Raw genomic sequence first — 26,301 nt, 5'->3', positions numbered from 1 at the left:
GATTCTGTAGCCATGCCCGCCATGTCGCTCGCCCGTCGCTACGACGCCCTGAACGCCGCACTGTTCTGGTCGTCCGGAGGAAGCCGGCGCGTGCGTCAGCGGCTCCCCGACACCCTCGAAGTCGAGCACGGGCACCATGTCCTCGACCTCGGTGCTGGGACCGGCCAGATGACGGCTCTCCTCCTCGAGGCCGGGGCCTCGGTCGTCGCCGTTGACGGGATGCCGTCCATGCTGGAGGGCGCGCGTCGTCGGGCGCCGGCGGCGACGTTGGTCGAGGGCGACGTCCTCGATGCGGACGTCGGCGGGGACTTCGACCGCGTCGTGCTGTCGTTCGTGCTGCACAACTTCGACGCGGAGGCGCGGGTCCGACTGCTGCGACGTGCGGCGTCCGCGCTCGCGGTCGGTGGTCGGGTCGGAGTGCTCGACTGGGCGCTCCCGCCCGGGCGTCGACGGGCGGCCCTGTGGCGGCGGGTCCTGGCCGTCATCGAGCCCTCGCCCACCGTCTCGGACCTGCTCGACGGCGCGCTCGAGACCGACATCGCTCGAGCCGGGCTGCGGGCGGTGCGGCACGAACCCGTCGCCGGCGGCCGAGGCCAGGTCCTCGTGCTCACCACGTGAGCCCGGTTCGACCGCGGGGCTTGTAGACGTTCAGCACCGTGATGACGACGAGCACGACCAGTCCGGCCGCGGGGTGGAAGGCGTCCCCGCCGAGCAGGAGAAGCTCGTCGTCGTCCGCGGCCCGGGCCATCTCGGCCATGGAGCTCACGTCCGGCATGTGGAGCACCGTGACTGTGGCGGAGAGCGCGGTGAGTACGAGGCTGATCAGGACCCAGTAGTGCCGTAGAAGGCCCCACGGGCTGAGGAGGGAGACGGCCAGGCCAGTAGCGAGAGCTCCCAGGGCCAGCGGCACGATCACCACCCAGCCGGTCAGCTCCATGGCCGACCAAGCTCCTCGGACAGAGCCGGGATCGCCGCTCGTGCCCGCGGCGATCGCGAGGGCGAGGTAGGCGAGGGCGGCGCCGATCCATCCGAGGGAGAAGACCAGATGGATCGTCAGCAGGGCCCTGCGTGCTCCCCGACCGGAGATCATGGCATCACGAGTACTGCCGACTCGATCGACGTGCTCGCGGGACTCGCTCCCTGACCCGACAGGTGGCGCCCAGGGCCGTGGGTGCCACCGCTCAAGAGCATCAGCGCGATGACCAGCAGCGCCACCACAGCTGCGACGACGACGAACACCTTCACCCAGCGGGGTACGCCGGGCCGCCCGGACGCAGGAGGGACGCCCGCAACATCGTCCCGTGGTCCTTGCCCGGTGCCCTCGCCCATGTCGACCTCCACGCCGAAGCTTATCAATACAGGGTGTCTACGGTGCGACGCCCTGTCTACCGGTAGCCACAAGTTGTAGGTTTGGCCGGTGCCGCGGCTGTGGGACGAGACGATCGAGACGCATCGTCAGGCGGTCCGTCAGGCGATCATGGATGCGGCGTGGTCGCTGGCGGTCGAAGACGGGCTGCGGTCGGTCACGATGGCGCGCATTGCCGAGACCGCGGGCATCGGGCGCGCGACGCTGTACAAGTACTTCCACGACGTGGAGTCGATCCTCAACGCCTGGCACGACCAACACGTGACCGCGCACCTCGAGGAGCTCGCGACTCTCGGCGAGGGGCCGGGCGCGCCGGTCGACCGACTCGCGGCCGTGCTCGAGGCCTACGGGAGCATCGTCCACCGGCGCCGTCGTCACGAGGCCGAGCTCGCCACGATGCTGCACCGACCCGAGCAGATCGACGGCCCCCAACGGCAACTGCAGGACCTGTTCCGTCGCGTGCTGTCCGCGGCGGCTGATGCCGGTGAGGTTCGCACGGACATCGCGGTCTCGGAGCTCGCCAGATATTGCTGTCACGCGCTCGGTGCCGCCGCGGGCGCGACCACGGAACAATCGGTGCGTCACCTGGTCGAGCTCGTCCTCGCCGGCCTCGGCGTCGAGGGACGGACGCGAAGGAGAAGGTCCTCGTGACCTACGTGATCGCTGAGCCCTGCATCGACGTCACGGATCGCTCGTGCATCGAGGAATGCCCGGTCGACTGCATCTACGAGGGCTCCCGCATGCTCTACATCCAGCCCGACGAGTGCGTCGACTGTGGTGCCTGCGAGCCGGTGTGCCCGGTCGAGGCCATCTTCTACGAGGACGACGTGCCCGACGCGTGGTCGCACTTCACCAGGATCAATGTCGAGTTCTTCGACGAGCTCGGCGCTCCCGGAGGCGCGGCCCGCGTCGGGGTGGTCGGTCACGACCACCCCGAGGTCGCGGCGGCGCCGCCCTCCGCCTGATCCACGTCGGCGAGAGCTGTCATCCCGCGGCGACGAGCGGCAGGACGACGCCGGCGGCGACCCCGAGGGCGAGCGAGACGGCCGCGGCGACGACAGCACCCCGAGCTGCGGTGCGCGACTCGCCCGCCTTGTCGCTGTCGTCCGAGGGCTCCGACGGCTGCTCGTCCCGGAACAGCGGGGTGATCCAGCGCAGGTAGTAGAAGAGCGAGGCGACGGTGTTGGCCGCGGCGAGGACCGCGAGCCAGGCCATTCCACCGTCGAAGGCGGCCGTGAAGGCGGTGAGCTTGCCGACGAACACGGCGGTGGGTGGGGTCCCGACCAGGCCGAGCAGGCAGACGACGAGCGCGATGGCGAGCAGGGGGCGGCGGCGCCCGAGCCCGCGGAAGTCCTCGATGGTGCGCGCGGGATGTGCCGCGACCACGGCGAAAGCTCCGACGTTGGTGACGGCGTAGGCGGCGAGGTAGAAGAGCAGTGCGGGCAGGGCGTCCGGCGTCCGAGCCCCGACGGCGACGATGACCAGCAGGTACCCGACCTGGGAGACCGTGGAGTAGGCCAGCAGCCGCAGGACGGAGGTCTGGGCGAACGCGGCGAGGTTGCCCAGGGTCATGCTGAGGGCGGCCAGGACCGCGACAATCAATGGCCAGGGCACCACCGCTTCCGGTACCGCCGTGGCGAGCAGCCGCCACATCGCGGCGAGCGCTCCGATCTTGGGGATCGTCGTCAGGACCGCGGCGACCGGTGGCGGTGTGCCGTCGGTGACGTCGGGGACCCAGAAGTGTGCGGGGACAGCGCCGGCCTTGAACGCCAGGCCCGCCAGCAGGGCGACGAGGCCGACCGCGGCCGGTATTGCTGCTCCGGTCATGAGTCCCTCGGGCAGCATGTCGTAGCTGGTCGTGCCGGTCGCTCCGTAGAGCAGGGTCGTCCCGCTGATCATGGTGACCCCGGCGAAGGCGCCGGAGAGGTAGTACTTCAGGGCGGCCTCGGTGGTGGCGCCCGTCTTGGCCCATCCGGATAGGGCGTAGAGCGGGACGCTGGCCAGCAGGAACGCCGCGAACAGCAACAGCAGATCGCTGGCCCCGGCCATGAGGGCCGCTCCGAGGCCACCGAGCAGGACGAGCGCGGTGAACTCGCTCTCGCGCGGGTGGGCCGCCACCGCGTCGCGCGAGAACCAGAGGATCAGGGCGACCGCGACGAGGATGGTCGCCCGCACGGCGTGGGTCGTCGTGTCGAGGACGTAGGTGTCGAACGTGCTGCTCGGCGGCTTCGTGGCGGCGACGACCGTGCCGACCAGGCCGACACCGACGGCGACCAGCGCGAGCACGCGGACGCGACCCTGTCGGCGTCGTGGCGTCCAGGCCCCCACCAGCAGGGCGAGTACGGCACCGAAGAGCAGCGCCAGCTCGGGGACCAGGGTCGTGGGGTCCTCGTTCATCATCACCATGGCTGCTCCCGGCGCGGGCGCGGTGACGGTGCCGGTGCGGGGGTCATCGGGCCACCAGCTCGTTGACGATGCGCGAGGCCGGCTCGACGACGTCGAGGAGGAGACGCGGCGCCAGCCCGATCACCGTGGCGAGCAGCAGCAGCGGCACGACCGCGGCGAGCTCGCGAGCACGGAGGTCCGGGAACGGACGTGGTGTGCCGGGAGCATCCGGGTAGCGCAGCTCGCCGAGCAGCATCCGCGAGAGCGCGAGGAGGAACAGCCCGGCGGTGACGAGGATGCCGACGACCGCGATGGCGGTCGCGATCGGCGTTGCCGCCAGCGCACCCGTGAAGATCTGGAACTCGGCGATGAAGCCGGAGAAGCCGGGCAGGCCCAGCGAGGCGAACGCGGCGACCGCGAACAGTCCGGCAAACCGCGGCGTGCGAGCCGCCAGCCCGCCGTAGGCACCCATGTCGTAGGTGCGGCCACGGTCGTGCAGGCTCCCGGCCAGCAGGAACAGCGCACCGGTGATCAAGCCGTGGGACACCATCTGGGTGACGGCGCCGGTCGTGGCGAGCTGTCGAGCCTGGGTGTCGCTCTCGGCCACCAGACCGGCGGCGCCGACGCCGAGCAGGATGTAGCCCATGTGGTTCACCGAGGTGTAGGCGATCATCCGCTTGAGGTCGGTCTGGGCGAGCGCGACGACCGCGCCGTAGATCACCGACACCACGCCCAGCACCACGACCACGTCGGCGAACTGTCGCCACGAGGCCGGCAGCAGGGGCATCGCGATGCGGACGAACCCGTAGGTCCCCATCTTGAGCAGCACACCGGCCAGCACCGCTGAGCCTGCGGCCGGGGCCTCAGTGTGGGCCGGCGGCAGCCAGGTGTGGAACGGCACGAGCGGGGTCTTCACCGCGAGCCCGAGACCGATGGCCAGCAGCGCCGCCCCGGCAATGGGGCCTCCGGCGGCCAGCGGGTTCTGCGCAGCGAGCGCAGGGATGTCGAAGGTGTGGGGCGTCGCGGCGAGGTAGAGAAGGATGAAGCCGAGCAGCAGCGCGAGCGAGCCCAGGAACGTGTACAGGAAGAACGTCAGCGCCGCCGAGCGCGCACGTGCGCCGTGACCCCAGCCGGCGATGACGAAGTACATGAACACGATCGAGAGGTCGAAGAAGAGGAAGAACAGGATCAGGTCGAGCGCGACGAAGACCCCGACGCTCACGGTCTGGAGCGCGAGGAACAGCAGCACGTAGGACTTGGGACGTCGGCCCTCGCGGAGCGAGTAGATCGCCGCGGCGGTGAACACGACGACGGTCATCGCCACGAGGGGGAGCGAGAGCCCGTCGACGCCCAGGTGGTACGAGATGCCCGCGCTCGGGATCCAGGCGACCTGTTCGACGAACCCGTAGCCGACGGTGGGCAGCTGGAGCCACAAGACCGTGACCAGCGCGAGCTGCGCGAGGCCGGTCATCACCCACGGAACCGTGTAGCGCCGTGGATCACTGGAGGCCGGGAGCGCTGCGAGGGCGAGCGCGACCAGGACGGGCAGGAAGACGAGGATCGAGAGCACGATCAGCTCACCCCGATCAGCAATACGGTGAGGGCGGCCAGCACGCCGAACCCGACGGCGGCCTGGGCGTAGTACTGGTGCAGCTGGCCGGTCTGCGGGCGGCGGGCGGCGCGTCCGAGCGCCCGAGCGCCGGCGGCGAGGTCGTCGACGCCCCGATCTAGGCCACGTTCCACCCGACGGTCGACAGTCTCGGCGGCCCGCATCCCGGCGCGGCCGGCACCGAGCACGACGTGGTGGTGCAGGGCGTCGTCCACCCGAGCGAGCGCGGCGGCGAGCCGGAGGGTCGGCCGGACCACGATCGCGACAGCGACCCGCTCGAGCCACAGCCACGAGCGGAGAAGGGCCGGCGCCGGTAGCCGGCCCGCCACGCGCCAGGTGACGAGGACGCCGACGACGGCGACCGCACCGGAGACGAGCAGCTCGGGGCCGGTCGGCGGGGGATCGGGCCGGAGCACCTGCGGACCCAGAGCGAGCAGGCCGGCAGCTGCGGCGGAGAGGGCGAGCGCGACCGCCACCCCGCCTTGCACCCGGCTGCCGGCGCGACCGACCGCAGCGTCTTCGGTGGCGGGCGGGGTGGGGCGCCAGACGAACCACAGGGCCTTGGCCGCGTAGCCCGCCGACACGAGACCGGCGGCCAGGCCGACGAGGTAGAGGGCGGGACCACCGGTGAGTGCACCTGCGAGGACGGCGTCCTTGCTGACCCACAGCCCGGTCGGCGGTACACCGGCGAGAGCCAGCGCCCCGACGGTGAAGGCCGCGCCGAGCACCGGGTGGCGCCGCGCCGCCCCACGGAGACCGTCGAGTCGACGCGTGCCGATCCGCACCAGCCAGGCGCCGGCCACGAGGAAGAGCAGGCTCTTCGTCGCGGCGTGGGCGACGGTCTGGAGGACGCCGCCGGGCACCGCTCCGACCCCCGCGGCGAGCACCATGAATCCGATCTGGGCCGAGGTCGAGGCGGCGAGCAGCTGCTTGAGGTCGTCCTGCGCGAGGGCGACGAGCCCGAGCATCAGAGCGGTACCCGCGCCGACCCAGGCCACCAGCGTCGTAGCCCACCCGGTCGCGGCGAGGGCCGGGGCCGTCCGCAGGAGGAGGTAGGCCCCGGCGGCGACCATCGTCGCGGAGTGCAGGAGCGCCGACACAGGGCTCGGACCGTGCATGGCGCCCGAGAGCCAGAAGCTGAACGGCAGCTGCGCGGACTTGCCGAGCGCCGCGACCACGATGCCGGCGACCGCGAGGTCCCCCCAACCGCCGGCCACTGTGGGCAGAGCATCGAGGGCGAGGGTCGATGCTCCGCCGGCGAGCATCGCGCCGGCCGCGAGGTACAGACCGAGATCGGCGGTGCGGGTGGTGAGGAACGCGGTCGTCGCGCCGCGGGCCGCGGCCCGGTCGCGGACGTGGTGCGCGATGAGCGCCCAGCTCACCGCGCCCATCACCTCCCACGCCGCGAGGAGCGCTGGCAGGGTCGTCGCGGTGACGGTGCCGAGCATGGCGCCCGCGAAGACGAGCATGAGACCGACGAAGCGACCTGTCCCCAGCGACGGCTCGCCCGCGGCGAACGCCAGCACCGCCAGCAGGGCGACCGCGACGAGCACGACCATGACCGCCGCGAGCTCGTCGACGGCGAAGCCGGCGGCGATGCCGTCGAACAGGGGGAGGCGGGCGGTGGGGCGCTGCACCGCGGACACGACGGCGAGCGCGACCGTCCCCGAGGCGCTGACGAGTCCCGCCGCGACGGCGCCGCGACGTGGCCGGACCACCAGCAGGGCGAGACCGCCGGCGAGGGGGACCGCGAGGAGGGCCAAGAGGAGAGCGCTCATGTCAGCCTCGCAGCTCCGCGGCGTCGTCGGTCATGTCGATGCGCTTCGCGCGGTAGATCGCCGTCGTGACCGCGAACCCGGCCGCCATCTCGATGGCCATCGCCGTGACCACGACGACGATGAGGACCTGGCCCTCGGTACCGCCGGGCGCCAGGAAATACCAGAACGCGGCCGCGCCCAGGATGACGCCGTTGAGCATCAGCTCGAGGCCCATCATGAGCATGACGATCGATTGCTGGGTCAGGGCGCCGAACAGCCCGACCGCCAGCAGCGCCGACGCCACCACGAGGAACGCCTGGAGGTTCATCGCCCGACACCGCCTCGGTCGCGGTCGTCGGAGGCCCGCGCGTCGAGGTCGTCGCCGAGCCGGTCGTACCGGCCCCGTCCGGTGGCCAGCACGACGGTGGCGACGATCGTGGCGAACAGGGTCACCCCGAGCGTCATCATCGTCAGCATCTGTCCGCTCATCAGGGCCTCCCCGAGCGCGAACGTCAGGTCGGGGGCGGCGGCTCCGCCGCGCGGCGGCCAGTCGACCAGCAGCGCTCCGGAGGTGAGGGCGACGAACACGGCCGCCGAGATGGCCGCGGCCCCCCGGGTGTTGTGGAACATCGACATGGGCATGAGGCCGGCCGGGTTCATCATGTACATGATCATGAAGACGGCCATGATGACCATTTCGATGATCATCATGAGCACGATGACCAGGCCCAGGTAGTGCAGGCCGGTCATCAGCACGAGCCCGGCGACGGCGAGGAACGACACCAGCAGCAGGAACGTCGCGCGCGCCATGGAGTCGACACGGAAGACGAGCGCGCCCGCGACGACCGCCGTGGCCGAGAGCAGCACGAACAGCGTGGTGGTCATCGTCAGATGCCCCCTTCGGCGACGACGATGAGGGTGACGACGAGGGCCTGGGCGATCGTCGCCGGGACGAGGACGACCCAGGAGAACTCGGTCCACCGCTCCATGCGGATCGTCGGGACCCGGTGTCGCAGGGCGACGACCGCCCCCAGCACGGCGAGGGTCTTGACCAGCACCCAGGCCCAGGCCGGCAGCCAGGGACCGTTCCCACCGCCGAGGAAGAGGGGCACCGCCATCGCCGAGGAGGCGACCAGCAGCAGCCACCGACCGGCGGTGAACACGAGGCGGTCGACCCCGGCGAGCTCTCCGGCCGCCCCGCCGGCGACGTCGCGGCCGACCGGAGAGTCAAAGGGGCCCCAGAAGGCCATCGCGGCCGCACCCAGCAGGAAGGCCACGAACGCCACCGGCATGATCACGACGAACCACAACCCCTGCTGGGCGTCGACCACATCGACGACGCGGAGGCTCTGCGCCCCGACGGCTGCCGTGATCAGCGCGAACATGTGCGGGAGCTCGTAGGCCAGGCCCTGCGCCACGAACCGGTAGCCGCCGATCAACGACAGGGTGCTGTTCGCGCCCCACCCGACCAGCCAGACCGCGGCCCACGCGAGGACCTCCATCGCGTTGAACCACACGACACCGATGGACAGATCGGCGACGGGGCGGGAACCGAGCGGGAGGACCGCGGCAGCAAGCAGTGCGGCGATCGGGAGGACGGCGCCACCCATGCCGCGTAGCAGCTCGTCGCCGGCCACACCGCGACGGCGCTGTCCGATGAGGAGGCGGACGGCCTCACGTCCCGGGGTCGCGATGGCGACGGCCCACGGCACCGGGCGTCCCGCCGCCCTCCCAGCCGCGACCGCATCGGCCGCGACCACGACGTAGGTGACGGCGAGCAGGACGACCGGCAGCAGGACCACCCACTCGGTCGGCAGCGCGGCGCTCACGACGCGCCCTTCCGGTCGGCCGGTGGCGTCAGGGCCGGCCGAGGACGTGGGCCCGCGCTCGCGACGATCAGCCTGGCCGCGGCGAACTCCGCGCCGGCGAGCCGGGCGTCCAGCGCGCGGAGGTCGACGACGGCCGTCGGCTCGGCGACGGACCCGGACATGGCGGCCCGAGCGGACAGCAGCTTGTCGTCGAGCGAGGCCATGACCTCGCTCTCGCCGACGCCGGAGGACCTGAGCATCCAGCGCAGGAGCCGCGACCGGTGGACGCGCCTGCGCAGGGCGTCCAGCTCGCCGAGCACCTGCGCGGGGTCCTCGTCCTCGCCGAAGAGCACCGCGTCCCGCAGGTCGCGAGCCCGTGCGGCGGGGCCGGCCCAGCCGGCGAGGGCGAGGACCCGTGCCGTCGACGTCAGGGCCCGAGCTGCGTCGGGCACGTCGTCGGCCTCGTGATCGTCGGCGTCGAGGAAACGCGAGTCGGCCTCCTGGATGACGTCGCCCTGCAGGGTCACATCGACAACCAGCCCGCTCGGCCACTCCGGCAGCACGGGACCCAGCGCGACGTGCAGCCGGTCGAGCGCGAGACCGTCGCGGTCGTCGCCCAGATCGGCCATCGTCAGCCCACCGGGCAGCTCCATGCCGCCGCCGTGGTGGTGATGCCCCCCGCCGTGCTCCCCGTGCTCACCGTGGCCGGTGTCGTCCTCGCCCGGGTCGGAGCCGGCGTCGCCGTCGTGTCCGGCGTGGCTTCCCGCCTCGTCCTCCTGCCCGGCACGGGCTGCACCGGAGTGCTCCGCGGCCGCGCCGTCCCTCGGTGCTCGGGAGCGCTGCCCGGCGAGGTCGCCCAACACCGCGACCGCGCCGTCGAACGCGCTGACGACGTCCTCGTCCCTCGTGATCCGCACCCGGGCGCGAGGAGCGGGCACGCCGAGCCACACGTCGTCGATGACCGACTCGAGCTCCGTGCCGGGCGACCCGACGACGACGAGGACGTCCGCGTCCGCCGGTGCGATCGCGATCGGCCAGCCACGTCGGCCCAGCTCCTCCTCCACGCGCGCTCGGAGGTGGTCGGTGCCGACGGCGCCGACGACGAGGACGTGGGGGCGTCCGGCCGCGATCCGGAGGAGCGCTCGTCTCAAGTCCATCGGAGCGCCCCCTCGCGCCAGGCGTAGAGCACCCCGGCCATGAGGAGCGTGAGGAAACCGAACATCTCGACCACGGACGCCGGACCCATGCGGGCGACGACCAGCGTCCAGGGGTACATGAAGATCATTTCCATGTCGAAGGCCAGGAAGACCATCGTCACGACGTACCAGCGCACGTGGAACCGCGAGAGCGGGTGCTCGACCGGCGGCAGGCCACCGGCGTGCGGCATCACGCCCGTGAGCGGCGGTGCGACGCTGACGGCGCGCGCCAGGGAGCGCAGTCCGGCGACCAGCAGGACGCCGACGGCCAGCAGCGCCAGGGTCGGCATGAGCTCATCCACAGCGGCCTCCTCTCGTCCCGTACATACCCCTAGGGGGTACGTGCAATGCGGCGAACATAGGGGGTAGGGGTATCGGACGCAAGCGTCTCGAGCTCGTCGAGGGCGAAGCTCTCCGCGCTCTCAAGGGAGGTAGGTGCATCTGAGCTGCGGATACGCGCCGGGAGGCGCCCCCCGAGGTGCAGCTCCTGATGCCGTCGCTTGACAGGCTACCCCCGGGGGGTATCGTCGGATACGTCGAGAGGAGTCGGCGATGAACGGATACGCCGCGGAGAAGGACGCCTACCTGAAGCGGCTGCGTCGCATCGAGGGTCAGGTGCGCGGGATCGCCAAGATGGTCGACGAGGACAAGTACTGCATCGACATCCTGACCCAGGTCTCCGCCGTGACCAGCGCGCTCGAGAACGTCGCGCTCGGCCTGCTCGACGACCACCTCGTTCACTGCGTGGCCGAGGCGGCAGCCCAGGGCGGCGACGTGGCGAGCGACAAGATCTCCGAAGCCAGCGCGGCGATCGCGCGACTCGTGAAGTCCTGATCGCCTCAGCGAGACGCGGCGCTGCTCGCGCCTCCCCGGCTGCCCTGCACCGCCGGCCGCTTCCCTTGGACGTCGGCGCACATCGATCCACCCGGCCGCCACCCAACGGCCGACGAGAACGGAGACGACCCATGAGCCAGACGAACACCTACACCGTCACCGGCATGAGCTGCGACCACTGCGTCGCGTCCGTGCGCGAGGAGGTCGGCGAGGTGCCGGGCGTCTCGGACGTCGACGTCGACCTCGCCGGCGGTCGCGTGGTCGTCACCTCCGAGAGCCACCTCGACGACGCCGCGGTCCGGGCCGCGGTGGAGGAGGCCGGGTACCAGCTCGAGGACTCGGGAGCGACGTCGTGAGCACCACGAGCACGGAGAGGACGGAGAGGACGAAGCCCCGGGCGGACCGCCCCGCCGATCCCCTCGAGAGGCGAACCTCGGCGCGTCCCTCGCGGCGCTCACGGCTCGATCGCCCCGCTGTCCGTCTCGTCGGCTTCGCGCTCGCGCTCGTGCTCGCACTCGCCGCGGGTGCGACCGTCGCCGCGTTCGCAGGACCCACGCCGGTCCCCGCGGCGGCGCCGCCACCCGTCCCTGCACCTGCACAGGGGCCAGCCATCGCCAGCGGCCCGACCGCGGCAACGGGCGCCAGCGGCCTCGCCGTCTCCCAGGACGGCTACACGCTCGACGTCCTCGCCGCGCCGACGCAGGCCGGGAGCCCCGGCGAGCTGGCCTTCCGCGTCCTGAGTCCGGGCGGTACGCCGGTCACGGCATTCACCCCGACCCACGACAAGCCAATGCACCTGATCCTGGTGCGACGCGACCAGAGCGGCTTCCAGCACCTCCACCCGGTCATGGACCCGGACGGCACCTGGCGCACCACGACGGCTCTCGCCGCCGGAGACCACCGAGTCTTCGCGGACTTCGCGCCAGATGGGCGCAGCGAGGCGATGACCCTCGGGCGCGACATCGCGGTCGCCGGCGACTACCGCCCGGTGCCCCTGCCGCCTCCGTCCACCACGGCCACCACCGCGGACGGCTACACGGTGACCCTCACGGGCGCCCTCGTCCCCGGCACCGCGAGCCCCGTGACCCTGTCGGTCTCGCGGAACGGAGCGCCCGTGACCGACCTGCAGCCCTACCTCGCCGCGTACGGCCACCTCGTCGCACTGCGGACCGGCGACCTCGCCTACCTGCATGTGCACCCCACCGGCAGCCCCGGCGACGGGCGCACCCCAGCAGGACCGGCGATCGACTTCCTCGCCGAGGTGCCCTCGGCCGGGCCGTACAGGCTCTACCTCGACTTCGCCCACCAGGGCGTCGTTCGCACCGCCGAGTTCACCGTCGTCGCCGCGTCCAACCCGGGGACGCCGGTCAGCGCCACGAGCGGACACAGCGAATCGAGCGCACCGCATGGCCACTGATCACCGTCCGTCGAGCGTCGAGGGCGACATCTCCGAGGCCGCCCAGGAAGGACACGCGGGATGAGCACCGTCACCGAGAACGGTCGCGCGATGACGCAGGACGCGGCGACGACGCACGAGGTCGAGCTCGTCCTCGGCGGCATGACCTGCGCGTCGTGCGCGAACCGCATCGAGCGCAAGCTCAACAAGCTCGACGGGGTCGAGGCCACCGTCAACTTCGCCACCGAGAAGGCGCGCGTCGCCGTCACGTCCGACGTGACCGCACAGGACCTGATCGGCGCGGTCGAGGCGGCCGGCTACACGGCGTCCGTCCCGACGCCACCGGCGACGGAGGACAGCGACCGCGAGACCGGCGAGAACCGCGACAGCGAGGCGGACAGCCTGCGGACCCGGCTGCTCGTCTCGCTCGTCCTCTCGGTCCCCGTGGTGGTCCTCGCCATGGTGTCGGCGGTGCAGTTCACCTACTGGCAGTGGGCCTCGCTCGCGCTCGCCGCCCCGGTGGTCGTGTGGGGTGCGCTGCCGTTCCACCGCGCCGCGTGGGCCAACCTGCGCCACGGCACCGCGACCATGGACACGCTCATCTCGCTCGGCACCCTCGCCGCCTTCGGCTGGTCGCTCTACGCGCTCTTCCTCGGCACCGCGGGCGTGCCCGGGATGACCCACCCGTTCGAGCTGTCCATCGCGCCGACCGACGGCGCCGGCAACATCTACCTCGAGGTCGCGGCCGGGGTGACCACGTTCATCCTGGCCGGCCGCTGGTTCGAGGCCAGAGCCAAGCGTCGCGCCGGAGCTGCGCTGCGCGCCCTGCTGGAGCTCGGCGCCAAGGACGTCGCGGTCCTGCGGGACGGCGTCGAGCATCGGATCCCGGTCGAGCAGCTGGAGGTCGGGGACCGCTTCGTCGTGCGGCCGGGGGAGAAGATCGCCACCGACGGCGAGGTCGAGGACGGCAGCTCCGCGGTCGACGCCTCCATGGTCACCGGCGAGTCGGTGCCCGTCGAGGTCGGCACCGGTGACGCCGTCATCGGTGCCACCGTGAACGCCGGCGGCCGCCTCGTCATCCGCGCGACGCGGGTCGGCGCGGACACGCAGCTGGCCCAGATGGCGCGCCTGGTCGAGGACGCCCAGACCGGCAAGGCCGCCGTCCAGCGCCTCGCCGACCGTGTCTCCGGTGTCTTCGTCCCGATCGTCATCCTTCTCGCAGCCGCCACGCTCGGCTTCTGGCTCACCGCCGGTGTCGGAGCTGCTGGCGCGTTCACCGCGGCGGTGGCCGTCCTGATCATCGCCTGTCCCTGCGCGCTGGGCCTGGCCACACCGATGGCGCTGATGGTCGGGACGGGTCGAGGTGCCGCCATGGGCATCCTCATCAAGGGCCCGGAGGTGCTCGAGTCGACGCGCCGCGTCGACACCGTCGTCCTGGACAAGACCGGCACCATCACCGAGGGCCGCATGTCCCTGGTCGACGTGCACACCGCCGCCGGGCAGGACACCGTCGAGGTCCTCCGGCTCGCCGGTGCCCTCGAGGACGCCTCGGAGCACCCGATCGCTCGCGCCATATCGGTGGCGGCCCGCGGCCGCTCGGATCGGCCGCTCCCGGCCATCGAGGAGTTCGCCAACGACGAAGGTCTCGGGGTGCACGGGACCGTCGACGGCCATGCGGTCCTCGTCGGCCGACCGCGCCTGCTCGAGGACTGGTCCGTGGCGATGCCTGCCGACCTCGCCGAGGTGAAGTCGGAGGCCGAGGCGCGTGGCCACACCGTCGTGGCCGTGGCGTGGGACGGAGTGGCGCGCGGACTGCTGTCGGTCGCCGACACGGTCAAGGAGGGAAGCGCCGACGCCGTGCGCGACCTCCGAGCGCTCGGCCTGACTCCGGTCCTGCTGACCGGCGACGCGGAGCCGGCGGCTCGCGCCGTCGCTTCAGAAGTGGGGATCGACCCGGAGCGGGTGATCGCCGGGGTCATGCCCGCCGACAAGGACGAGGTCATCGCCCGTCTTCAGGAGCAGGGCAAGGTTGTGGCCATGATTGGCGACGGTGTGAACGACGCCGCCGCGCTCGCCCGAGCAGATCTGGGGCTGGCCATGGGCACCGGCACCGACGTGGCCATCGAGGCGAGCGACCTCACCCTGGTGCGAGGCGACCTCCGGGCCGCGGTCGACGCCATCCGGCTCTCCCGCCGCACGCTCTCGACGATCAAGGGAAACCTGTTCTGGGCGTTCGCCTACAACACCGCGGCACTGCCCCTGGCCGCGGCCGGCCTGCTCAACCCGATGCTCGCTGGTGCGGCCATGGCCTTCTCGTCGGTCTTCGTCGTGGTCAACAGTCTGCGGCTGCGCCGCTTTCGCTCCCGAGACACGGCCTGAGCTCGCGGGGTGCCCGCCCGGTTCCTCCACCGGGCGGGCATCGCAATGGAGCGGCTCGGGACACCCTGTCACGGCGGTCCTTGGACAGCGGTGGCAAAGGATCGTCCGCCGTCCCGACTGTCGTGGATGCCTCCTACGGTCGCGGCGAGCACGCGCCCCTGCCCGACAGCGGTGAGCGCTTGCGGGCGACCGCCCGGAACAGACCCGCGAGGTAGCCAGGTCGAGCCACCGTCGGTGCTCGCGAGCAACTGAGCGTCCGGGGTGAGGCCGTACAGCTCGCCGTCCGGTGCCCAAGACAGGAACACGAGTTGCGGGGACGGCGAGACGATGAAAGAGGTCGGACCGGCCGAGGGCTCGCCGGCACCCGTGCTTGTTGCCACGCCACCCGAGACAGCGAGGATCACCCGCCCGGCACCACCCGGCTCCGCGGCCACGTCGAGCGCCGGCGGCGCCGGGAGGGACTCCCAACGCGTCCCACCGTTCGTACTGGTCCGCAGCGCGCCCTCAGAGTCCACGCCATAGAGCGCTCCGCGCCCCTGGTCGAGGGCGTGGAAGTCGACCTCGCCGTCGAGGGCCACCGACTGCCAGGACGCTCCACCGTCGGTGCTCCGCACGAGCCCGAGCGGGTTGCGGGTCACGGCCTCGTCCGGTGCCGGATGCCCACTCGAGAGGTAGACGCGCGGCCCCGCCACCAGGAAGCCCATGAGGTCCCGATCCGACGTCGCCGAGACACCGATCTTCTCGAGACCGGTCGCGGCGACTCGATAGAGACCGTGATGCGTCGCCACGTAGGTCCGCCCATCGGCGGGATCGACACCCAGCCCGTGGACGTGACCAGTGGCCGACCCTGCGGCCGCGGATGCGGCCGGAGCAGGAGTGCTCCCAGCGCACCCGGCGAGCAGAGCGGCCCCCACCGCGGCCACGACCAACGAGACGGAGCGGTACAAGCAGCTCCGCACTCGCGATGGCCTGATCATCGGGACTCCCCCTGAGCGTTTCCTGTTACGCGCGCGGGTACCGCTCGTTCGCGTATCAATCGACCCAGACAGTGTCCGGCTCGTCGGCGAGCTCCCGCGCCCGCGCGAGTGGGGTGTTGGCTGATCGAGTCGTAGATCAACGTGTCCTCTCCGGGGAGCGAAGGAGCAAGAGTCCGCCAGCGCCGCGGTGGGGTAACCCGTGGACGGCTACCGGAGACTCCGAGGCAGGGACAGGCCCGCGTGCCGCAGTGGCCGACGCGGTGTGGGGGAGGCCGGTTCCGGGGACGGACGCGGGCGACAAGCCTGCCCGCGGGGGGACGGGCGGCCGACTGCTCTGCGTCCGTCCCCGGCCGGTCAGACCCTGCTGAGCAGGGCCTGCATCTCGGTGATCTCCTGCTGTTGAGCGGCCACGATGAGGCCGGCGAGGTCCTTGGCCTGAGGGTTGAGTCCCTGGGCCTGTTCGCTTTGGGCCATCTGGATGGCGCCAGTGTGGTGCTCGATCATCATCTGCAGGAACATCCGGTCGAAGGCCGGACCGGACTGAGCTGCCAGCTGCTGCATCTGGGCCTCACCCATCATGCCCGGCATGGGCATGTCGGCCATTGGCATGCCGGGCATGCCGGGCATGCCGGGCATCGCCGTCGAGCCTGGCTGCGGGCGGGGTGCGCCCCACGCGTCGAGCATCTGGTTCATCTGCTCGATCTCCGGACCCTGCGCCTGCTCGATGCGGGCCGCGAGGTCCTTGACCTCCTGGGACGAGGCCCGCTGCGCAGCTTGCGTCGACATGGTGATGGCTTGCGTGTGGTGAGGGATCATGCCCTGGGCGAACATCATGTCCGCCTCGTTGTGCTCGGGCGAGATCGGTGCGGCGGATGGGGACGAGACCGGCGGCGCCGCGGTGGGACCACCCGCAGGGGCGGACGATGAACTGGAACAGCCTGCGGCCAGGACGGCGGCAGTGGCGGCGGCGATGACGCCGCCGAGGAGACGGGCACGCACGATGAATCTCCTTCGGCTGAGCACCGGCCGGTGCGCATTGGCCGGTGCTGAGGACAGGGCTCGGCGCCGCTGCACCATCGCGTCGCATGGACACGGGTGCAGTCGGTGGGCCGACCTACAGCCGGAGGAGCTGGAGTTCCGCGAGTCTCGAGGAGGTCGGTGGAGCGCGCGGCTCAGCGGCGGAGGTGTGGCCAGGCGCGATGGGCGCGCGAGGCGTCATCCGCCACCAAGACGCGACCAGAACGAGGAGAAATGCGAAGATCGCGGCGCCGATCAGGGCCACGAGGCACATGTGGAGCAGCGAATCCGAGTGATCGTGTCCACCGCCGTCGGCATGGCGATGCAGGAAGGCGGCACCGCTCTCCACGGGCAAGCCCGACTGCGTCTCGTGAGTCATCGCGGGATCGCTGGCGACGCCATTCCCTGGTGCCGAGCCGTGATCGTGATCTGCGCTCTGGAGCGTTCCGCCCGGTGTGACGACGGAAGGAACCGCGGGTCCGAACTGCGGTGAGTCCTCGCCGGTGTGCTGGTGAGCGCCCACGACGTGGTGCATGAGGACCAGCCCGACTGCGATCGCCAGGAGAGCGAGCCGACCGGACCAGCTGGTCAGCAACCGCGCCGACACCGCGTGCGAGCGGCCGTGCCAGCGGATCACGCCGCCGACGATACAGAAGCCGACCGGCAGGCCGAGTTGCGCTCCCGCTTCAGGTCGGCCTACGCGGCCGCTCGGCGGCGCCAGTGACCGTGGGCTGCCAACACGACGGTCGGCCACCACCAACGAGTGCTAACGTCGCGCCGTGTCCGGTTCGAGTGCGACTCAGCGTGACCATTCACGCCTGCGTGCAGCTTTGCTGGTCGCGTCGTCCGTGCTCGTCCTGCTCGTCGCTGTCGGCTTCGACCTGCTCGCCGACGAACCGCCGACCCATGCCCTCGCGGTGGGCTTGGTCGCGGTGGTCGTCGGCATCGGGCGGCTCTGGTTGCCGGGGCGATTTCAGAGCGCGTTCGCGGCCGCCAACCTCGCGGTCGTCGGACAACCAGCGGTGCACGCCCTGGGCAAGGTGACCCAGGCCGGCACCGAGTGGCTGCCGCACTCGCACGGATGGCCCCAGAGCCTCTCGACCATCGCACTCCACGTCGTCGTCGCGCTCCTCGTCGTTGCCGTCGCCGCGAGCGAACCAGCATGTCGCTACGTCGTCTCCGCCGTCGTACTCGTGTTCGCCCGGGTCCTGCACGTCCCCGCGGCGCCGACCCCGACGCGCGTCATCACGACCGAGCGCGGTGCCGGACCCCAAGCACGCGAGCATCAGTTGCTCTTCTCCCGACAGGTTCACCGGCGCGGCCCACCGATGCTTCCCGCGCTCGCTTCCTGATCGACGGCTGACTCCAGTACCTCCGGGGTCCTCGCCTCGAGGCCGGCGGACGCGCCCGGGCTATCGCGCGCCGCACAGCTCCGCCTCGATCATCGACGCGAGCTTCACAGGAAACCGTCAGCGCCGGGTGCACACACGCACCCGCCACCCTGTGAGGACCTCACCCGTGATTGCCACGTTCTCCGCGGACCTTCCCCGTCCGCGGCCCGCCACCACGACGTTGTCCGACAACCCGAGCCTCTCGTCCCGCCGCGTCCTGGTGACCGGAGCCCGCGGCTTCATCGGCGGCCATCTCCTCGCACGTCTCCTGGACGTCGGCGCCGACGTGCACGCTGTCGTCCGTCCAAGTCGCACCCCGACCGGCACCTCGCGGTACGGCCTTCCCGGGCGTCGACGCGTGACATGGCACGAGGCAGACCTCACCGACGCCGACGCCACCGACCGTCTCGTCCGGGAGAGCGACCCGGAGGTCGTTCTCCACCTGGCCAGCACCGTCGCGGGCCACCGCAGCGCCGAGGTCCTGGGCAGCATGCTCGAGAACAACACGCGGGCCGCGGTCAACGTGATGACCGCAGCGCACCGCCTGGGCAACAGAAGGGTCGTCCTCGCCGGCTCGGTGGAGGAGCCGCACGCGGGCGAAGCCCCTTGCTCGCCCTACGCGGCGGCGAAGGTCGCAGCGACAACGTGCGCGCAGCTGTTCCACCAGCAGTGGGGCCTTCCGGTGACCGTGCTGCGTCCCGCCATGGTCTACGGGCCGAGCCAGCCCGACCAGACCAAGCTGCTCCCGTACGTCATCGGCAGCCTGCTCGAAGGTCGCGCGCCGCGTCTGAGCAGCGGAACGCGACCCATCGACTGGGTCTACATCGACGACGTGTGTCGGGCGTTCCTGCTCGCCGCCGTCCACCCCTCGGCGCCGGGGCTCGTGGCCGACATCGGGTCGGCGACCTCGACCACCATCGCGGACACGGTTCGCATGGTCGCCACGCTCATCGGCTACGACGGTGCCTTCGGGTTCGGGGACCTCGCAGACCGGGCGAACGATGTCGCCCACATCGCCGACCCGCTCCCGGCTCTCGACTCTCTGGGCTGGCGCTCCACCACGACTCTCACGCAAGGCTTGACCCAGACCGTGCACTGGCACCTCGCACGCCGCGACGCTGATCACGAGTTGGTCGGCTATGCGGAGAAGTCTCAGGACGAGGTCCGGAGCCTGTCGTTCCAGCTCCATGCCCGCCGCGGCACGTGAGGGCCGCCGAGCGTCGCAGTCCAACCTCGGCGAGGTCGATGTGATGTCTCGTGGTGACGACCGCACTCCGACAACGCCGATCGACCGATCGAGAACGAGGAGTGTGGCGTGGGGCGCGGGCGGGACGGCTCATCTCCACGAGGACAGGGGTCGGACTCGGCAACGTGGTCGGTCTCGCCACTGTGTCGCCCCTCAGCGCCACGGTGCACTGCGTGGGCTCCTCGCCGCGCTCGTGGGGGCCGCCATCGCTGCGTGGTCGCTCGCCAGCGCGCAGCTCGTGAGCGAGGCCCCTCGGCCGGAGGCAGGACCAGCGGAAACGCTCGAGGTGCCGTCATCGATCGCCCTCGATGCTCGGTCGTTCGCTCCGGGAGGATGCGTCGCTCTTCCGCCCAGCGGCTCAACGTCGCGCGGCACGGTCCTGGTGGACGCAGGGCATGGTGGGCCTGATCCCGGTTCGCTCGGTACCACGCTCGACGGCCGTACGGTGGCGGAGAAGGACCTGACCCTGCCGGTGGCCCTCACCGTGGCCTCCCGCCTTCGCGCGGTCGGTATCACCCCCGTGTTGTCGCGTTCGACGGACGAGCTCGGCAGCACGATCGAGTCCGACGAGGTGCAGAACGGCTCTCTGACGACCGCCGCGAGCCAAGAGGATCTCGTCGCTCGCGTGCGATGCGCCAACATCGCGCGCGCCGACGCGCTCGTCTCAGTCCACTTCAACTCCTTCGACGATCCCGCAGTGAGGGGCTCGGAGACCCTGTACGACGTCGACCGGCAGCTCGCTCCCCGCAGCCGCGCCCTCGCCCAGTCACTCCAATCGAACATCCGCACCGGCCTCGCGACTCTCGGCGCGCAGTCGCCCGACCGTGGCGTCATCGACGACTCCTCCGGTGGCGAGGCCCGCGGCGGCGATCTCGTCCTCCTCGGGCCGGGCCGCCCCGGCTCGGGTGACGAGGCCAGCTCCATGCCGGGCGCGCTCGTCGAGCCACTGTTCCTCACCAACCCGGGTGATCTGACGACGGTGGCAACTCCGCGTGGTGTCGATGTTCTGGCCGGTGCGATCAGCTCCGGCGTCGAGGATTACCTCGACGAGGAGCGTCGATGATCCGCGGCGAGGTTGTCGAGCGGCCACGAGGTCTGGGGCTGACGGTCGACCACCGTGCCCCGCGTAGCTCCCCTTGGGCGGAGAGCCCCCTGACACGCCGGTGGCCTGTCGCGGCGAGAGGTTCGAGAGCAGGCGTCGTGGAGGCGCGATGCAGCCGGAGAGCGACGGTCTTGCTCATCGGAGCTGTGATGCTCGGTCTCGTGACGGGGTGCGGAACCGCCGCCGACCCAGGTGCCCTCAGCACCGGCGCGACACCGACCACACCTCCCGTTGAGGGTGACGATCTTGCTCCGCCGGTGGAGGTGCCGCCGAACGGCACGGTCGTCTCCGTGCTCTTCGAGCGGGGCCGGCTAGCGCGGAAGTCGGACCAGGTCGAAGTAGAGAGAGGCAGCACAGTGTTGCTCGCGGTGTCGACCGATGTCGCAGACGAGATTCACCTGCACGGCTACGAGCGCGTCGCTCCGACCAATCCGGGAGATCGAGCTGTCCTCGAGTTCACGGCGGATCGGTCCGGCGTCTACACAGCGGAGCTCGAGCGCAGCGGTGTGAGGCTGCTCGAGGTCACCGTTCCGTAGCGGTGACCCCGCCCCGAAGCGGCCACCGAGGGCTCGGCCGGTTCTCGCGAGGGGACGGACCACTGCGCCTGCCGCCGGGCCTACGGATCCTGCGCCTGCTGCTGCCGGTCGCCGGGCTCGCGGCGTTCATGGTGATCGTGCTGGCCGGTGGCCTGCTCGTGGCGAACCAGTTCGTGCCCTTCGGCGACGAGGGCGCGGAGAGCGGCACGTGCGAGGCCGGGACCGGGGCGTCGGGCGGTGCTGGGACGGGTGGGGCACCGCAGACGTCCGCCGAGCTCGACGAGGTGCAGCGCCAGACCGCCGCGACGATCATCGGCGTCGCCAAGGGGATGGCCGTGCCGCCGCGCGGCTGGGTGGTCGCCCTCGCCACGGCGATGCAGGAGTCGCAGATGGGCACGGTCGGCATGGACGTCGCCGTCGACCACGACTCGCTCGGCGTGTTCCAGCAGCGCCCCAGCCAGGGCTGGGGCTCGCCCGCGCAGGTCCGCGACCCGGTCTACGCGACGCGGACCTTCCTCGAGCGCCTGCTCACCGTGCCGGGCTGGGACACGATGCCGGTCACGCAGGCCGCCCAGATCGTGCAGCGCTCGGCGTTCCCCAACGCCTACGCGAAATGGGAGTCGCTGGCCAACAGCCTCGTCACCGACCTCGCGGGCGTCGCGGGCGCCATCCAGGAGTGCGTCCCCGCCACCGAGGCCGGTCCCGGGCCCGCGGCCGCCCTGCCGCCGGGCGTCGCGCGCACGGCGATCGAGTTCGCCACCGCCGAGACCGGCAAGCCCTACGTCTGGGGCGCCACCGGACCGAGCAGCTACGACTGCTCGGGGCTCATGCTGCGCGCCTACCAGCGCGCGGGGATCGTGCTGCCGCGCGTCTCCCGCGACCAGTACCACGCGGGCGCGCACGTCCCGGTGGAGCAGGCGCAGCCCGGCGACCTGCTGTTCTGGGCGTATGACACTTCCGACCCCGAGACCATCCACCACGTGGGGCTCTACATCGGCAACGGCCAGATGATGAACGCTTCCCAGACCGGAGTTCCTCTTGGTACCCGCGCAGTGTCCTTCGATGAGGAAGACATGGTCCGTCTCGCGACTCGGCCCGGTACGGGTGCTGCGGTGTCCTGAGATGGAGCTCGCTTCGGTTTCGCCCTGATCACGATGGAGGTCGGACACACGGTGGTGACATGTGGCGTCGGTGGACTGCTCGCCGGCATGCAGCCGGATCGACCGCCTTTCTTACCGTGCGTTGGCACGGGACTGGCCAGCCGCTGAGAGCGCGCTCCCTAGCGTGGCGGGAGCCGGCGAAGAGGTGAAGACACGACCGGCGTCCCGCCACCGAGGAGGCCACGCCTTGCCGACGCCCGAGCTGGAAACCGCCAAGATGCGGGACGCAGTGAAGCAGCTGCTCGCCGACGACCCGATCTTGAACCTTCTGGGCCTCCACCGCCGGCACGTGCTGGAGGAACCGCTCACCACGCCGCCGCCGGGCGATTACTACCTCCTGCTCGACTGGGAGGACCAGTCGTTGACCACCCGGGACGCCGACGTCCAGGCACTGCATGTGTCGCTGCACAGAGCGGTCGGCGAAATCGAGATCACCGTCCAGGACGCTGTCCTCGACAGGGTCGACACCACTCTCTCCCAGCACCAACCGTCGCGGACCTCCATGCTGCAGGGCATCCGGCCGAGCGAGCGGGTCCTCGCCGACGGTCCATCGGGCTGGCGGACCATCTCAGCGACCTTCGAGGTGGAGGCACGACGCCGTTGGCTCGCGGTGGCGAAGGACCCGGCGACCACAGGCTAATGCGCCGGTGTCGGGGAAGACGGAGACGCGCCTCCGGCGAGGCGGTCAGGCGTAGTGGGCCGGTCACCGTGGACCGGGAGGAGCAGACTCACCGTTCCCGGCTCCTTGACGACGAGACGTCCACCCTCGGCCGTGGCCAGGCGCTGGGCGAGGGCAAGTCCTATCCCCTGGCCCTCGGACGAGCCGACCGTCCGCGCCTGTGCGCCACCGAGGATCTCTGGCGTGACGCCCTCCCCCTCGTCGGCGACGTCGCACGCCACGGCCGACTCGTCGATCTCGCGCACTGTCACACGCACGCGCCCGGTTCCGTGGGCGCGCGCATTGTCGAGCAGCACGCCCAGCACCTGTCGGGCCGCTGCCGGCGAGGCGGCCACGGCCGGCACGTCCCGCTCGATACGGAGCTCGAGCCGGCGTCCCTCGGCAGTCAGACGCCCGCCCCATTCCCGCTCCGCATCGCGAGCGAGCGCGACCACGTCGGTGGTTCCGGCGTGATCGCGGCGCTCCCGAGCGAGCACGAGCAGGTCGTCGATCGTGCGCTCGAGTCGGTCGATCGATGTCAGCCCGGACTCGATCGCGCTGCGGGTGATGTCATCTGGCCCGTCGAGGGCGGCCTCGAGTCGCAGACGGAGCCCGGTGAGGGGCGTCCGCAACTGGTGCGACGCCTCGGCAGAGAAGGCCCGCTCACGCGCGAGCATCTCGTCGAGCCGACGAGCGGTGGCGTCGACCGCCCTGACGACGTGGTCGACCTCGTCGACACCGGCCGCGGAGCAGCGGACGCTGAAGTCGCCGTTGCCCAGACGCTCGGCGTCAACGGCTAGCACCTCGAGGGGCTGTGAGAGACGGCGAGCCTGTTGCCGCGCGACGAACCAGACCGCCACGAGGACGGCCATCGCGAGTGTCGTCATGGCGAGCCACCACGGCACGAGCGCGGCGTAGACCGACGCTGGACTCCCTGCCACTCGAACGATCCCGACGACGTCGTGGGTGTCCGAGACGGGGGAGACCACGACGAGACCGTCACCGCCATATGCCCCGTCGTCGGGGCCGAGCTGCACCGCGCGGTCGATCCACGGCGGCCCCTCCCCGGCGAGCCGACCGCCTGGTACGCCGTACAGCGCGACCGCGACATCGGCAGGTCCAGCCGGCAAGACCGTCGGCACCTCGCCGTGCGACATGCGCTCCTGGATCGACCATGCCGTGGAGTCCGCGAGCCGTTGGAGCCCGATGCGCTCCTCGGTCAAAGCGAACTGCAGGAGACCGACGGCGAGCGGCGCGCCGAACAGCAGGAGTGCCATTCCGGCCGCGGCGACCGCGAGCACCACGATGCGGCGTCGCATCAGGGCTCGCCCTCTGTGCTCGGGAGGTCCAGGCGATAGCCGTAGCCGCGCAGGGTCGTGATGCGAGGCGCCCGCACCGACGTGTCCATGGGCTCGAGGCGCCGGCGCAGCGCGGCGACATGGACGTCGAGGGTCCGGGTCGGCCCGTGCCAGTGCTCGTCCCAGACATCGGCCATCAGACGCTCGCGGCTCACCGCAACACCGGCGTCCTGGACGAGGCGGGAGAGGAGATCGAACTCCTTGTTCCGCAGTTCGACCCTCTTGCCGCCGATGGCGACCCTCCGGCCGACGAGATCGACGCGCAGATCGCCGAGCGACACCTCTGGCGTCTTCCCGGTTCCTTGACCAGCTCGACGCAGATGCGCCCGGATGCGGGCCAAGAGCTCGTGGAGCCGGAACGGCTTGGTCAGGTAGTCGTCCGCCCCGGCCTCCAACCCGACCACGACCTCCATCTCGGCGGTTCGTGCCGTGAGCATCACCAGGACACAGGACGGTTGCTGCGCACGGAGACGACGGCACACCTCGACTCCGTCGAGGTCCGGCAGCCCCAGATCGAGGAGGACCAGGTCGAAGGCGCCGGCCTGGGCCGCCGCGAGCGCCTCGGCACCGTTGCGCACCCACCGGGTGGCCAGACCGTGTTGGGGCAGGGTGGCCGTCAAGACGTCGCCAATCGTGATGTCGTCCTCGACGACCAGCACTGAAGCACCCATCTCCGTGGTCATCTCACCCCTTGGCGTGTTGGTCACGGCTCATGGTGCTGGGGAGAGCTCGGAGGTCCAAGCGTCGAGACGGTCACGGACCGACCACCGTGATCATCTGCCCGACGAGGACGACCGGACGGGCGTGCAGCCGTCTGCTCCGACTCGTTCCGTGGCCTCGCCGGCTCCTGGAACGTCCGCCCGGCGCTCCGGGAGCAGCGATCGGACCGACCTCGGGTCGGTGCCCACGTTGGTGTAGACGAAGGCTCTGGTCCGGGGAAGCCGGTGCTCGTCCACCTTCAAGAAGACGCCGCCGGACTCGAACAGGGCTCGACACCGCGGATTGTTGTAGATGACCCACACTTGACGATTTCGTCGCCGGAGAGAGCGGTAGATGCTCTCGAGTACCATACTCATGACCGCTTCCGCGAACGGGTTGAAGAAGAAGAACACCACTTCGTCATCGCTCAGCTCATAGCTGGCCGCGTCCTCGTTGAGGATCTCGACCCGCTCTTCTGTTGACGAACAGTACTTCTGCACGTTCGCGCGTGCGGTGTCGCACAGCTGCTGCGAGAACTCGATCCCGACGATGCGACCGAAGGAGTACTCGGTCGCGAGGAGCAGCATGCGCCCCTTGCCACACCCGAAGTCGACGAAGGCCCCGTGCACGTCGGTGAGGCGGAGACGCTGGAACAGAGCTCTCGCCTCGTGGTAGCTGGTGGGCTCGTAGTCGACTGCGTACGCAACGTTGGGTCCGGAAGCGTCGGTGTCGTGGACCTGCACCCGAGTCGCCGTATCGGTGCCGTGGACCGCGTCGAACATCGGTTCCCGGACAATACTGATGACCTTGCTCGCCGTCACGCACATCCCTTCCTTGCGTATCGAAGACACCAGCAACCGGAACGGTCGCGAGAGGAGCACGAACTCGCCCCCTCTGGTTGTGTGCACGAGAAGTTCCCGCGCATGAGGATCGAAAAGGCAGGCTAGCCGCCGCTGCGTACGAGGAAAGCCAGCTCAGTGTCAACGCCGTGTAAGAAGCGGGGCCGCGGGCGAAGGGGCTGCCGTCGCGCTGTCCCTCGGGACCGGCCGCTCCTGGTGCGCCTGTAAGCCGCCGGACGCGTGGTGGCGAGTGAGCTCAGACCGCTGCCTACTCGCAAGCGTCGTGATGGCCCGGGCAAGAAGTACTTGCTGGTGCGCAGGTCGCCCGCCGTCTTGATGGTGGAGGTGTCCCCTGCAGCGCCTCGATCCGCGCGTCGGTGATCTCGTCGGCCGCGTGGCGACGCGCAGCGACTTCGACGGGGAGGGGCGGCCCGATCGGCGCCCTTCGAGCGTGAACAACAACCAGGGCAGCACTGCCCGCGAGCCGGGCACCGACTGTCGGCCAGCGAACTACGGCGCTGCGTCGCTCTCGAGCTGAGGCGAACCTGTCTTGCGCATCGATCAGCGCTGGATGAGAGGCAATTGTCG

The 26,301-nt window shown here is 71.1% G+C and carries 28 protein-coding genes; 13 read left to right on the top strand and 15 right to left on the bottom strand.

Annotation, left to right across the window (positions count from 1 at the left end; genetic code table 11):
• Positions 1 to 12: 12 nt before the first annotated feature.
• Positions 13 to 618, top strand: a complete 606-nt coding sequence (locus ACFPK1_RS00910) for a class I SAM-dependent methyltransferase (protein WP_378019015.1) — start codon at positions 13 to 15, stop codon at positions 616 to 618.
• Here ACFPK1_RS00910 and ACFPK1_RS00905 read toward each other — a convergent pair.
• Complete coding sequence (locus tag ACFPK1_RS00905; protein WP_378019014.1) at positions 608 to 1,090, bottom strand: DUF2269 domain-containing protein; 483 nt, start codon at positions 1,088 to 1,090, stop codon at positions 608 to 610. The genes ACFPK1_RS00910 and ACFPK1_RS00905 overlap by 11 nt on opposite strands.
• Positions 1,091 to 1,417: 327 nt before the next feature.
• On the opposite strand from ACFPK1_RS00905, the gene ACFPK1_RS00900 reads away from it, so the two are divergent.
• Both ACFPK1_RS00900 and fdxA read left to right on the top strand, forming a co-directional pair.
• Complete coding sequence (locus tag ACFPK1_RS00900; RefSeq protein WP_378019013.1) at positions 1,418 to 2,017, top strand: TetR/AcrR family transcriptional regulator; 600 nt, start codon at positions 1,418 to 1,420, stop codon at positions 2,015 to 2,017.
• Positions 2,014 to 2,331, top strand: a complete 318-nt coding sequence (fdxA, locus tag ACFPK1_RS00895; protein WP_378019012.1) for a ferredoxin — start codon at positions 2,014 to 2,016, stop codon at positions 2,329 to 2,331. Before ACFPK1_RS00900 ends, fdxA begins: the two co-directional genes overlap by 4 nt.
• A 19-nt stretch (positions 2,332 to 2,350) precedes the next feature.
• Here fdxA and ACFPK1_RS00890 read toward each other — a convergent pair whose 3' ends face one another.
• Genes ACFPK1_RS00890 through ACFPK1_RS00855 form a run of 8 tightly spaced genes read right to left on the bottom strand, consistent with a single transcriptional unit; the run spans position 2,351 to position 10,423 of the window.
• Positions 2,351 to 3,772, bottom strand: coding sequence for an NADH-quinone oxidoreductase subunit N (locus ACFPK1_RS00890; RefSeq protein ID WP_378019011.1), 1,422 nt, complete (start codon positions 3,770 to 3,772; stop codon positions 2,351 to 2,353).
• Positions 3,773 to 3,815: 43 nt separating this feature from the next.
• Entirely contained in the window at positions 3,816 to 5,321 is a 1,506-nt protein-coding gene (locus ACFPK1_RS00885; protein ID WP_378019010.1) for a complex I subunit 4 family protein, read from the bottom strand.
• A 2-nt stretch (positions 5,322 to 5,323) separates the two neighbouring features.
• The gene (locus ACFPK1_RS00880; RefSeq protein ID WP_378019009.1) at positions 5,324 to 7,138 is read right to left on the bottom strand and encodes an NADH-quinone oxidoreductase subunit 5 family protein; all 1,815 of its coding nucleotides are present in this window, start codon (positions 7,136 to 7,138) and stop codon (positions 5,324 to 5,326) included.
• A 1-nt stretch (position 7,139) separates the two neighbouring features.
• The gene (locus tag ACFPK1_RS00875; protein ID WP_378019008.1) at positions 7,140 to 7,445 is read right to left on the bottom strand and encodes an NADH-quinone oxidoreductase subunit NuoK; all 306 of its coding nucleotides are present in this window, start codon (positions 7,443 to 7,445) and stop codon (positions 7,140 to 7,142) included.
• Positions 7,442 to 8,002 (bottom strand): NADH-quinone oxidoreductase subunit J, encoded by a 561-nt coding sequence (locus ACFPK1_RS00870; RefSeq protein WP_378019007.1) that lies wholly within the window; start codon positions 8,000 to 8,002, stop codon positions 7,442 to 7,444. Before ACFPK1_RS00870 ends, ACFPK1_RS00875 begins: the two co-directional genes overlap by 4 nt.
• Before the next feature lie 2 nt (positions 8,003 to 8,004).
• Positions 8,005 to 8,946 (bottom strand): NADH-quinone oxidoreductase subunit H, encoded by a 942-nt coding sequence (locus tag ACFPK1_RS00865; protein WP_378019006.1) that lies wholly within the window; start codon positions 8,944 to 8,946, stop codon positions 8,005 to 8,007.
• The gene (locus tag ACFPK1_RS00860; RefSeq protein ID WP_378019005.1) at positions 8,943 to 10,082 is read right to left on the bottom strand and encodes a hypothetical protein; all 1,140 of its coding nucleotides are present in this window, start codon (positions 10,080 to 10,082) and stop codon (positions 8,943 to 8,945) included. The genes ACFPK1_RS00865 and ACFPK1_RS00860 overlap by 4 nt, the downstream gene beginning before the upstream one ends.
• Positions 10,073 to 10,423 carry an NADH-quinone oxidoreductase subunit A gene (locus tag ACFPK1_RS00855; RefSeq protein WP_378019004.1) on the bottom strand — a complete coding sequence of 117 codons (351 nt, stop codon included), beginning with the start codon at positions 10,421 to 10,423 and terminating at the stop codon, positions 10,073 to 10,075. The genes ACFPK1_RS00860 and ACFPK1_RS00855 overlap by 10 nt, the downstream gene beginning before the upstream one ends.
• A 250-nt stretch (positions 10,424 to 10,673) precedes the next feature.
• On the opposite strand from ACFPK1_RS00855, the gene ACFPK1_RS00850 reads away from it, so the two are divergent.
• The 4 genes from ACFPK1_RS00850 (at position 10,674) to ACFPK1_RS00835 (ending at position 14,730) form a co-directional block, all read left to right on the top strand.
• The gene (locus tag ACFPK1_RS00850; protein ID WP_378019003.1) at positions 10,674 to 10,955 is read left to right on the top strand and encodes a metal-sensitive transcriptional regulator; all 282 of its coding nucleotides are present in this window, start codon (positions 10,674 to 10,676) and stop codon (positions 10,953 to 10,955) included.
• A 131-nt stretch (positions 10,956 to 11,086) separates the two neighbouring features.
• On the top strand, positions 11,087 to 11,311 hold the full coding sequence (locus ACFPK1_RS00845; RefSeq protein WP_378019002.1) for a heavy-metal-associated domain-containing protein: 225 nt from the start codon (positions 11,087 to 11,089) through the stop codon (positions 11,309 to 11,311).
• 149 nt (positions 11,312 to 11,460) lie between these two features.
• Positions 11,461 to 12,372, top strand: a complete 912-nt coding sequence (locus ACFPK1_RS00840) for a hypothetical protein (protein ID WP_378019001.1) — start codon at positions 11,461 to 11,463, stop codon at positions 12,370 to 12,372.
• A gap of 60 nt (positions 12,373 to 12,432) precedes the next feature.
• A complete protein-coding gene (locus ACFPK1_RS00835) occupies positions 12,433 to 14,730 on the top strand; it encodes a heavy metal translocating P-type ATPase (protein WP_378019000.1) in 2,298 nt (765 codons plus the stop codon).
• Positions 14,731 to 14,798: 68 nt separating this feature from the next.
• Here the strand turns inward: ACFPK1_RS00835 and ACFPK1_RS00830 are convergent, their stop codons facing one another.
• The 3 genes from ACFPK1_RS00830 to ACFPK1_RS00820 form a co-directional block, all read right to left on the bottom strand.
• Positions 14,799 to 15,707, bottom strand: a complete 909-nt coding sequence (locus tag ACFPK1_RS00830) for a F510_1955 family glycosylhydrolase (RefSeq protein ID WP_378018999.1) — start codon at positions 15,705 to 15,707, stop codon at positions 14,799 to 14,801.
• Positions 15,708 to 16,061: 354 nt separating this feature from the next.
• A complete protein-coding gene (locus ACFPK1_RS00825; RefSeq protein WP_378018998.1) occupies positions 16,062 to 16,706 on the bottom strand; it encodes a DUF305 domain-containing protein in 645 nt (214 codons plus the stop codon).
• Between the two features lie 115 nt (positions 16,707 to 16,821).
• Entirely contained in the window at positions 16,822 to 17,361 is a 540-nt protein-coding gene (locus ACFPK1_RS00820) for a DUF6153 family protein (RefSeq protein ID WP_378018997.1), read from the bottom strand.
• Between the two features lie 142 nt (positions 17,362 to 17,503).
• On the opposite strand from ACFPK1_RS00820, the gene ACFPK1_RS00815 reads away from it, so the two are divergent.
• The 6 genes from ACFPK1_RS00815 to ACFPK1_RS00790 all read left to right on the top strand — a co-directional run bounded on the left by ACFPK1_RS00815 (position 17,504) and on the right by ACFPK1_RS00790 (position 22,799).
• Complete coding sequence (locus tag ACFPK1_RS00815) at positions 17,504 to 18,076, top strand: hypothetical protein (protein WP_378018996.1); 573 nt, start codon at positions 17,504 to 17,506, stop codon at positions 18,074 to 18,076.
• Positions 17,985 to 19,322, top strand: a complete 1,338-nt coding sequence (locus tag ACFPK1_RS00810; protein WP_378018995.1) for an NAD-dependent epimerase/dehydratase family protein — start codon at positions 17,985 to 17,987, stop codon at positions 19,320 to 19,322. Before ACFPK1_RS00815 ends, ACFPK1_RS00810 begins: the two co-directional genes overlap by 92 nt.
• Complete coding sequence (locus tag ACFPK1_RS00805; protein ID WP_378018994.1) at positions 19,255 to 20,424, top strand: N-acetylmuramoyl-L-alanine amidase family protein; 1,170 nt, start codon at positions 19,255 to 19,257, stop codon at positions 20,422 to 20,424. Before ACFPK1_RS00810 ends, ACFPK1_RS00805 begins: the two co-directional genes overlap by 68 nt.
• A complete protein-coding gene (locus ACFPK1_RS00800; protein WP_378018993.1) occupies positions 20,421 to 20,999 on the top strand; it encodes a cupredoxin domain-containing protein in 579 nt (192 codons plus the stop codon). Before ACFPK1_RS00805 ends, ACFPK1_RS00800 begins: the two co-directional genes overlap by 4 nt.
• 128 nt (positions 21,000 to 21,127) lie before the next feature.
• A complete protein-coding gene (locus ACFPK1_RS00795) occupies positions 21,128 to 22,120 on the top strand; it encodes a C40 family peptidase (RefSeq protein WP_378019539.1) in 993 nt (330 codons plus the stop codon).
• 226 nt (positions 22,121 to 22,346) lie between these two features.
• Positions 22,347 to 22,799, top strand: a complete 453-nt coding sequence (locus tag ACFPK1_RS00790; protein WP_378018992.1) for a hypothetical protein — start codon at positions 22,347 to 22,349, stop codon at positions 22,797 to 22,799.
• Here ACFPK1_RS00790 and ACFPK1_RS00785 read toward each other — a convergent pair.
• The 3 genes from ACFPK1_RS00785 to ACFPK1_RS00775 form a co-directional block, all read right to left on the bottom strand.
• Positions 22,796 to 24,136 (bottom strand): sensor histidine kinase, encoded by a 1,341-nt coding sequence (locus ACFPK1_RS00785; RefSeq protein ID WP_378018991.1) that lies wholly within the window; start codon positions 24,134 to 24,136, stop codon positions 22,796 to 22,798. The two genes, ACFPK1_RS00790 and ACFPK1_RS00785, sit on opposite strands and share 4 nt — an antisense overlap.
• Positions 24,136 to 24,858 (bottom strand): response regulator transcription factor, encoded by a 723-nt coding sequence (locus ACFPK1_RS00780; protein WP_378018990.1) that lies wholly within the window; start codon positions 24,856 to 24,858, stop codon positions 24,136 to 24,138. The genes ACFPK1_RS00785 and ACFPK1_RS00780 overlap by 1 nt, the downstream gene beginning before the upstream one ends.
• A 90-nt stretch (positions 24,859 to 24,948) precedes the next feature.
• Complete coding sequence (locus ACFPK1_RS00775) at positions 24,949 to 25,695, bottom strand: class I SAM-dependent methyltransferase (RefSeq protein WP_378018989.1); 747 nt, start codon at positions 25,693 to 25,695, stop codon at positions 24,949 to 24,951.
• Positions 25,696 to 26,301 lie beyond the last annotated feature (606 nt).

This window comes from Actinomycetospora rhizophila (assembly GCF_042657905.1).
In the GTDB taxonomy this organism is placed as follows: domain Bacteria; phylum Actinomycetota; class Actinomycetes; order Mycobacteriales; family Pseudonocardiaceae; genus Actinomycetospora; species Actinomycetospora rhizophila.
Note: the sequence above shows the minus strand (reverse complement) of the source record. Positions and strands in the feature narration are given on the sequence as shown.

Excerpts from the sequence above, each read along its gene's own strand:
- ACFPK1_RS00910 (WP_378019015.1), top strand. The coding sequence starts at position 13 with ATGCCCGCCATGTCGCTCGCCCGTCGCTACGACGCCCTGAACGCCGCA.
- ACFPK1_RS00905 (WP_378019014.1), bottom strand. The coding sequence starts at position 1,090 with ATGATCTCCGGTCGGGGAGCACGCAGGGCCCTGCTGACGATCCATCTG.
- ACFPK1_RS00890 (WP_378019011.1), bottom strand. The coding sequence starts at position 3,772 with ATGGTGATGATGAACGAGGACCCCACGACCCTGGTCCCCGAGCTGGCG.
- ACFPK1_RS00880 (WP_378019009.1), bottom strand. The coding sequence starts at position 7,138 with ATGAGCGCTCTCCTCTTGGCCCTCCTCGCGGTCCCCCTCGCCGGCGGT.
- ACFPK1_RS00875 (WP_378019008.1), bottom strand. The coding sequence starts at position 7,445 with ATGAACCTCCAGGCGTTCCTCGTGGTGGCGTCGGCGCTGCTGGCGGTC.
- ACFPK1_RS00870 (WP_378019007.1), bottom strand. The coding sequence starts at position 8,002 with ATGACCACCACGCTGTTCGTGCTGCTCTCGGCCACGGCGGTCGTCGCG.
- ACFPK1_RS00860 (WP_378019005.1), bottom strand. The coding sequence starts at position 10,082 with ATGGACTTGAGACGAGCGCTCCTCCGGATCGCGGCCGGACGCCCCCAC.
- ACFPK1_RS00850 (WP_378019003.1), top strand. The coding sequence starts at position 10,674 with ATGAACGGATACGCCGCGGAGAAGGACGCCTACCTGAAGCGGCTGCGT.
- ACFPK1_RS00845 (WP_378019002.1), top strand. The coding sequence starts at position 11,087 with ATGAGCCAGACGAACACCTACACCGTCACCGGCATGAGCTGCGACCAC.
- ACFPK1_RS00835 (WP_378019000.1), top strand. The coding sequence starts at position 12,433 with ATGAGCACCGTCACCGAGAACGGTCGCGCGATGACGCAGGACGCGGCG.
- ACFPK1_RS00830 (WP_378018999.1), bottom strand. The coding sequence starts at position 15,707 with ATGATCAGGCCATCGCGAGTGCGGAGCTGCTTGTACCGCTCCGTCTCG.
- ACFPK1_RS00805 (WP_378018994.1), top strand. The coding sequence starts at position 19,255 with ATGCGGAGAAGTCTCAGGACGAGGTCCGGAGCCTGTCGTTCCAGCTCC.
- ACFPK1_RS00800 (WP_378018993.1), top strand. The coding sequence starts at position 20,421 with ATGATCCGCGGCGAGGTTGTCGAGCGGCCACGAGGTCTGGGGCTGACG.
- ACFPK1_RS00795 (WP_378019539.1), top strand. The coding sequence starts at position 21,128 with ATGGTGATCGTGCTGGCCGGTGGCCTGCTCGTGGCGAACCAGTTCGTG.
- ACFPK1_RS00785 (WP_378018991.1), bottom strand. The coding sequence starts at position 24,136 with ATGCGACGCCGCATCGTGGTGCTCGCGGTCGCCGCGGCCGGAATGGCA.
- ACFPK1_RS00780 (WP_378018990.1), bottom strand. The coding sequence starts at position 24,858 with ATGACCACGGAGATGGGTGCTTCAGTGCTGGTCGTCGAGGACGACATC.